Source organism: Atribacter sp., from assembly GCF_035418125.1.
Classification (GTDB): Bacteria; Atribacterota; Atribacteria; order Atribacterales; family Atribacteraceae; genus Atribacter; species Atribacter allofermentans.
Map to the genome: position 1 here is coordinate 1 of NZ_DAOLQM010000108.1, position 6,803 is coordinate 6,803.

A 6,803-nucleotide genomic window follows, 5' to 3' on the forward strand; every position below is an offset into this window, starting at 1 on the left:
TTCATTTATCTCCTGATAGTCATTTTTGAAAAAGTATTTACCCAAAAAACTGTACCTGGTTGGGCATCTCTGATGGCAATTAGCCTTTTTTTTAATGGAGTAGTGCTCATTATGCTTGGCCTGTTAGGGGAATACATAGGTAGAATCTACGAAGAAACAAAAAACCGCCCTTTGTATGTCATTCATAAAGCCCAAGGCTTTTACGAAAAATCCTCTCCCAATGAATAATTTTTCTCTTACTAAGAATCTTTTTCAATTTGTAAAATTCGGTTTAGTCGGTATTCTGAATACTGCAGTTGATTTTGGTATTTTTACTTTTCTTAACTATCTTATCGGAGAACATTACTATCGAATATCGCAAATAATTTCCTATTCTTGTGCGGTTCTAAACAGCTATTATTTAAATAAATCCTGGACTTTTCAAGCTGGTCGTCGTTTTAATCTAATTGAAATGTTAAAATTTTTAACCATTAATCTCATTTCATTAGGGGTATCACTCTTCTTCTTAACTCTCTTTCATGAAAAATATCAAATTGGAATTCTCTGGAGCAAGGTCGGAGCAACCTTTTTTTCAGTTATAATCAATTTTTTCGGCAATAAGTATTGGGTTTTTAAAAAAGATCAAATTTTCGATGAAAAAGATAAAAATATAAAAATATGAATCACCACATTTTGAACTTAAACTCGAATAAAACTATAGAAATAATCGTTTATGTCTGTCTCCAATTAGGGATTCCATGCGTAAAATGAAAATGAATATCATAATCAAAAAGGATAATTATTGTATAATAATCATTGAAGGGGGTGTTATTGTTTGAAAAGAATATACCTATCCGTTTTATGCGTTTTTGCTTTAACTTTGGTTTTTTCTTCTTCACTACTGGCTTATGATATTCAGTTTTTTGGAAATGGAGTTCTCCCCGCCCCTGAAGATGAAGCGAATATTAAAGCCTACATAGATCTCGGTCAAACTCAGGCTGGCGCGGAAGATTGGGAAAAATGGCAACCAGAGTCATCAACTGTTATTATTCTTCCATCCAACGAGGATATTCAAAACCATCAGGATATTCTCAGAAAAATGGAAGAAAATGGAAAATTGGTGGCAGTTTCCGACCTTCTAGATGACTCTCAATATCCAGTTTTCCCGCCTTATTCAATTTTTACTGAAAACTATCATTCAGTGGTTTTTCTCAATTTTGTTGGAGATGGGAGCATTTTCCTTGACGAAGAATCCATCCAAGCCATACAAAAATTAACTCCTGAAAAAATCTTTGTGATTGGAACTGAAAAAAATTTACCTCCTATTCAAGAAAAATTGGTAATTTTTGAATCGATTCCAGTAGAGGTTATAGAAAGAGAAGAAATAACAGCAAATTATTCACAAGTTGTGAGTGTTCCAGAAAATCCAGTTATTCTTTTCTTTTATTCATCAAGATGTCCTACCTGTCGAAAACTCAAAAATGAAACAACACCGCCAATTTTTGAAAAATATCAAGATCAAATCAAAGTTGTTTACCTCGATTATATTTTTTCTGAAAACTATGAAAAGCTGGTTTTTTTGGAAGAACAATGGCAAGTAGAAAATACAACTTCTGTTGAGTTGTTCTCCGAAGCCGGATATGTTACCGCGGAAGAGAATGAAAATGTAAACTCAACAATTGAAGAGCTCATTCAAAAAACCATTTCACTTTCTGAAACCGATAAAAAAAAAGTAACTAGTAATGCAGGAGCGATCGAAGATATCATATTTCAACGTTTTAAGGGTTTTACACCTTGGGTAGTAGCTGGCGCAGGGGTTTTGGACGGCCTTAATCCCTGCGCTTTTGCAACCATCATTTTCATGGTTAATCTCCTCATGGTTCTTGGCCATAACCGGAGGAAAATCCTCGAAATCGGAATAACCTATAGTATAACCGTCTTCATAACTTATCTTCTTCTTGGATTAGGCTTGTTTCATGTCTGGCAGACTTTAGCCGCTTACCAAGTTTTTTCTCGAGTTGTCTATGGAATTATGGCTTCAGTTCTTTTGGTTTTTGCCATTCTCAGCATAAAAGATGCCATTCAATACAAAAAAGATAAGAAAGAAACCGAATTCTCCTTAGGTTTACCCAAGGGATTTCGGGTAAAAATCAATCAATATCTTAAAAAAAGCTTTTCGGAAAAAAAATTAATATTTGCCGCCATCCTGAGTGGTTTCGTTATTTCCCTTCTTGAGGCTGGTTGTACTGGACAAATCTACCTTCCTACTATTATGTATATTGCTCGACAAAGCACATCAATGCGAGCTTTTTTATATCTCATTCTTTACAATGCTTTTTTTATAGTTCCACTTTTAGTGGTCTTTTTTGGAGTTTACTATGGAAGCCAATCCAAAGCTTTGGTTAATTTTGGAAGAAAAAATATTCTCTTTTCAAAATTAGCTTTAGGATCGTTATTTATAGTTTTAAGTGTATTACTTTGGCAAAGCGCTTTGTCCTGATTATTAATTTAGGAGTCATTGAAATGATAAAAAGGAGGTTTTCATAGGTGGCTAAAAAAGCTATCTTGGTGTTTTTATTGGTTTTTTTGGTTTTTGGAATAGTAGAAATTACTGGAGCTCAGGAAAATATTATTCCAGTAACCGTTATTCGAGTTTCTCAATCGAATGTAGTAGTTGCTGAATATTGCTGTGGGAAGGAAACAGTTAAAGTTCGAATTAAATTAGCTGGGGTAAAACCACCTTCAGCTTATGCAGGAATAACCGATCTTTTAAAAGAAAAACTTCGAAAATTTATTCATATGCCCGGCGTGAGTTTCGACTTTGCTTTGGGGCATACTAGTGAAGAAAAAGTTTGGGTTGGATACCTATCCTATCTCTGTCAATGTGAGAATGATGATCATGAAATTGCCATAATTAATGCAGAAATTATAGCTGAAGGATTAGCCGAAGTTGATAAAGATAACGCCGGGAAAAACATGATTAATTATTTACTTGGTGAACAAGAAAAAGCACGTTCAGAAAAAAAGGGTTTATGGCTTATAAAAGAAGATATAACAGCCTCCCCTGGTAGTGAGAAAGATGATTGTCCATCTTGCGAGAGATAAGTCATCTTTAAATAACAAAAGAGTGCTTTTCTAGCACTCTTTTGTTATTGACTATAATAAAAAGGATCTAAAATTTATCTGGTGTTTGTAAGAGTTTCTGGCTCTCGGGTGAGTTGTAATTTTCGGGTGTTATGATCGCAACTGGAATTTGGATATTCCTTTCATCTTCTTCAATTTTGCCGCCTTTGATAACTTTATCTAACATTTCAACGCCACGATATCCCATTTGGTAAGGATCTTGAGCAATAATTGCATTGATGGTTCCTTCTTCAAATAATGGCAAGGTTTCCGGACTAGGATCGAAAGTAATCAGCTTCACCTTTTGATCCAAGCCCTTGGCTTTAAGGGCTTGAGCAATGCCTACGCCCATAGGAGCAGCAGCCGAGTAAAATCCAACCAGATCAGGATTGGCATTGAGTAGGTCAGTGGCTATATTCATGGCAGTTGCAGCTATGGCATCTGTCCATTGGACCGGAAGAACTTGAATATCAGGGAACTTTTTCATGGCTTCGATAAAACCATCGCTTCGCTCCCGGCCGGTTTGTGAACCAGCAGTAATTCCAATATTCGCTACTTTACCCTTTCCGCCAATCATATCAGCTAACAAAAGCCCAGCTTTATAAGCTCCGTCAAAATTATCAGTGGTTATATTAGCCAGTGGAATTGTTTTATCCTCAATACCAGAATCGACCATAATAATTGGAATACCTGCTTTTATCCCATTTTCTACTGCTGGTTGTAATGCTTTTGCATCAGTAGCAGCCATAAGAATACCGGCTGGTTTGGTTGCAACAATATTATTAACTAAATTTACCTGTCCAGCTACATCAGCTTCGGTAGCAACGCCTTGATAATCTACTGTATATCCTAATTCATTCGCCTTATCGGTCGCCCCTTTACGGAGAAATAGCCAATAGGTTACATCGGTTGATTTGGGGATAAATACCATTGTCTTCGATTTTCCTTCATCTTGAGCAAAAGCAACGGTTAAGCAACCAATAATGAGCATAACAGCTAACATAAACGAAACAACCGAATACCATTTTTTCATTTTCATCCGACCTCCTTTTTTAATTAAAAAATGACTTATAAAGTCATTTTTCCCAATTAATGTTTTCGACGAATTTGATCAGCAGCTACTGCGAAAATAATAATTAAACCGTTTACCACATATTGATAAAAAGCTGATACTCCTAAAATATTTAAACCATTTCGGATAGTGGTTACCAATAAAGCTCCTATTAAAGAAGCAAAAATGTTTCCTTCTCCACCATAAATACTAGCTCCTCCAATAAAAACCGAACCGATCGCTAAAAGCTCATACCCATTTCCTGAAGCAGGTTGCATGGTCCCTAATCGTGCCGATTCAATGACTGCTGCAATCGCTGCGAACATCCCACAAATCATAAAAATTCCCAGTGTTACCGAGGAAACCTTAATGCCTGATAGCCGGGTTGCTTCGGGATTACTTCCTATGGAGTAAGTAAACCTCCCAAAACGAGTGTTTCTTAACACAAAATACATTACTGTAAACAAAATGATTACGATGATAGTCGGTACTGGTACAATCCCTGCGATTCTCCCTTGGCCAATCCATAAATATTCCCTCGGTAAGCCATAAATTGGCACTCCGTTACACAAAATTAAAGCCAACCCCCGAGCGATTCCCATCATTCCAAGTGTTGCAACAAATGGTGGAATTTTTAGCTTAATAATAGCTAAACCATTGCAAAATCCAGCAAAAAGCCCAGCACCAATTGATGCCATTAAAGACACAATTACGCTTCCACTAAATTGTAAAGCCAGCCCACCAACAATTGCCGAAAAAGCAAAGACCGAGCCTACCGATAAATCGATCCCCCCGGAAAAGATAACAAAAGATTCACCTGCTGCTATCAAAGCAATTACTGCTGATTGGAGGGTAATTTCAAAAAGATTATTAACCGTAAAAAAATATGGAGACAGTAAAGAAAGAATAACCCACATTATGATTAGAATAAACAACATAGATATTGATTGCTGCTGATACAAATACTGGAAAATACTCAAAACATCCCAATTTTTTCGATGCTCATCCGATAGGTTTTGGTTCATATTTCCAATCCTTTTTAGGTAAGATTTAAACATCGAGCCATTATTTCCTGCTTGGTGGTGATGTTTGGGTCCAGTTCGGCAATTAGCCGTCCGTGAGACATAACTAAAATCCGATCACTTACTGATAAAATCTCTGATATATCGCTGGAAAGAAATAGGACAGCCCTCTCTCCCGATTGAACAAAATCAAATATGAGATTATAAATCTCTTCCCGTGCTCCCACATCAATTCCGATTGTAGGTTCATCTAATACCAAAAATTGACAGTGGGCAGCTAACCACTTGGCAAATATTACTTTTTGTTTGTTGCCACCGCTTAAATATTTAACCTGTTGATAAACCCCAGTGGTTTTTATTTTTAACTGATTGATATATTTTTGAGATAAAGCTTTTTCAGCTGGAATACCAAATATTCTTTCTTTCAACTTGGCTAAATAAACTAAAGTCACGTTATCTTTAACCGGCATATTTAAACATAAACCAGACACGTCTCTATCCTCAGGCAAATATCCTATACCATGTTGGACGGCTTCCTTTGGATTCTTTATGCTGATTTCTCTTTTATAGTAAAAACATTGGCCTGCATCTAACTTATCAACACCAAATATTACCCGGGCCAATTCGGTTTTTCCAGCTCCAATAAGACCGGTTAATCCAACAATTTCACCCTTACCTATTTGAAAACTAATATCTTCAAAAAATCCTTTACGACGAAGAGATTTAAATTCGATCATGACTTCAGATGAAATATATTGATGTTTCTTTTCCAGGGTCTTCATTTCCTTACCAATCATCAAACTAACAATTTCATTTAATTCTGCTTCTTTGGCTCCCATAGTTCCGACATTTCTCCCATCTCGTAAAACGGTTATCGAATCACCTATTACTTTAATCTCTTCTAATTTATGGGAAATATATATAATACCAACCTTTTTCTTTTTAATATCAGCAATAAGTTGAAAAAGGGTCTCAACTTCTTTTTTGCTAATTGCTGCGGTTGGTTCATCCATAATGATGATTTTGGCATTTTTTGATAAAGCTATAGCTATTTCCAACATCTGTTGCTGTGATACACTCAACTTCTTTACTAAAGTATTGGGATCAATAGAAAAATGGATATTCTCTAAAACATCTCTCGCTCTCTTTTGAACTGATTTCCAATCAATCCTCCCCTTTTTCATTGGAAAATTAGATAAAGAGATGTTTTCCGCTATGGTTAAATGAGGAACAAGATGAAAGTTCTGGTAGATGGTTGCAATTCCCAAGCGAGATGCAATCTCGGGGTTATAAGAAGTCATGTCGACTTCTTTCCCCTCTAAAAAAACCTTCCCTGAATCAAGGGTATAGGCTCCGCTTAAAATTTTGATAAGTGTAGACTTCCCTGCTCCATTTTCTCCCAAAATAACATGCACTTCGCCCTCGTGAAGACGAAATTGAACGTCTTTTAAGACTTTGACACCAAAAAATGCTTTGTTGATTCCTTCCATTACTAATAAATCGGGCATTTTGGTTTTACCAATGATTCCTTAGTATGGATTTTTCTCTCGGTATAGAATTTTTTATTATGAAATCGATTTCATTTTTTATATCATATCAAACAATGAAAGTCAATTCACTTATTAACT

The 6,803-nt window shown here is 35.8% G+C and carries 6 protein-coding genes and 1 pseudogene; 4 read left to right on the forward strand and 3 right to left on the reverse strand.

Annotated features, from left to right (window positions below):
* The 4 genes and pseudogenes from PLK24_RS06600 to PLK24_RS06615 all read left to right on the forward strand — a co-directional run.
* A pseudogene (locus PLK24_RS06600) lies at positions 1-228 on the forward strand (glycosyltransferase); the annotation flags it as partial.
* Positions 221-661 carry a GtrA family protein gene (locus PLK24_RS06605; RefSeq protein ID WP_324477483.1) on the forward strand — a complete coding sequence of 147 codons (441 nt, stop codon included), beginning with the start codon at positions 221-223 and terminating at the stop codon, positions 659-661. The pseudogene PLK24_RS06600 and the gene PLK24_RS06605, both read left to right, overlap by 8 nt.
* Before the next feature lie 153 nt (positions 662-814).
* Entirely contained in the window at positions 815-2,479 is a 1,665-nt protein-coding gene (locus tag PLK24_RS06610; protein WP_324477485.1) for a thioredoxin domain-containing protein, read from the forward strand.
* Positions 2,480-2,526: 47 nt separating this feature from the next.
* A complete protein-coding gene (locus PLK24_RS06615; RefSeq protein WP_324477487.1) occupies positions 2,527-3,084 on the forward strand; it encodes a hypothetical protein in 558 nt (185 codons plus the stop codon).
* A gap of 67 nt (positions 3,085-3,151) precedes the next feature.
* On the opposite strand, the gene PLK24_RS06620 is transcribed toward PLK24_RS06615, so the two are convergent.
* The 3 genes from PLK24_RS06620 to PLK24_RS06630 are packed head-to-tail and all read right to left on the reverse strand — an operon-like array spanning position 3,152 to position 6,683.
* Positions 3,152-4,135, reverse strand: a complete 984-nt coding sequence (locus PLK24_RS06620) for an ABC transporter substrate-binding protein (protein ID WP_324477489.1) — start codon at positions 4,133-4,135, stop codon at positions 3,152-3,154.
* 56 nt (positions 4,136-4,191) lie between these two features.
* Positions 4,192-5,211, reverse strand: a complete 1,020-nt coding sequence (locus tag PLK24_RS06625) for an ABC transporter permease (RefSeq protein WP_324477491.1) — start codon at positions 5,209-5,211, stop codon at positions 4,192-4,194.
* The gene (locus tag PLK24_RS06630; RefSeq protein ID WP_324477492.1) at positions 5,193-6,683 is read right to left on the reverse strand and encodes a sugar ABC transporter ATP-binding protein; all 1,491 of its coding nucleotides are present in this window, start codon (positions 6,681-6,683) and stop codon (positions 5,193-5,195) included. Before PLK24_RS06630 ends, PLK24_RS06625 begins: the two co-directional genes overlap by 19 nt.
* Between the last annotated feature and the right edge of the window lie 120 nt (positions 6,684-6,803).

Bases quoted from the DNA above. Each gene is read 5' to 3' on its own strand.
- PLK24_RS06605 (WP_324477483.1), top strand. From the start codon at position 221: ATGAATAATTTTTCTCTTACTAAGAATCTTTTTCAATTTGTAAAATTC.
- PLK24_RS06620 (WP_324477489.1), bottom strand. From the start codon at position 4,135: ATGAAAAAATGGTATTCGGTTGTTTCGTTTATGTTAGCTGTTATGCTC.
- PLK24_RS06625 (WP_324477491.1), bottom strand. From the start codon at position 5,211: ATGTTTAAATCTTACCTAAAAAGGATTGGAAATATGAACCAAAACCTA.
- PLK24_RS06630 (WP_324477492.1), bottom strand. From the start codon at position 6,683: ATGCCCGATTTATTAGTAATGGAAGGAATCAACAAAGCATTTTTTGGT.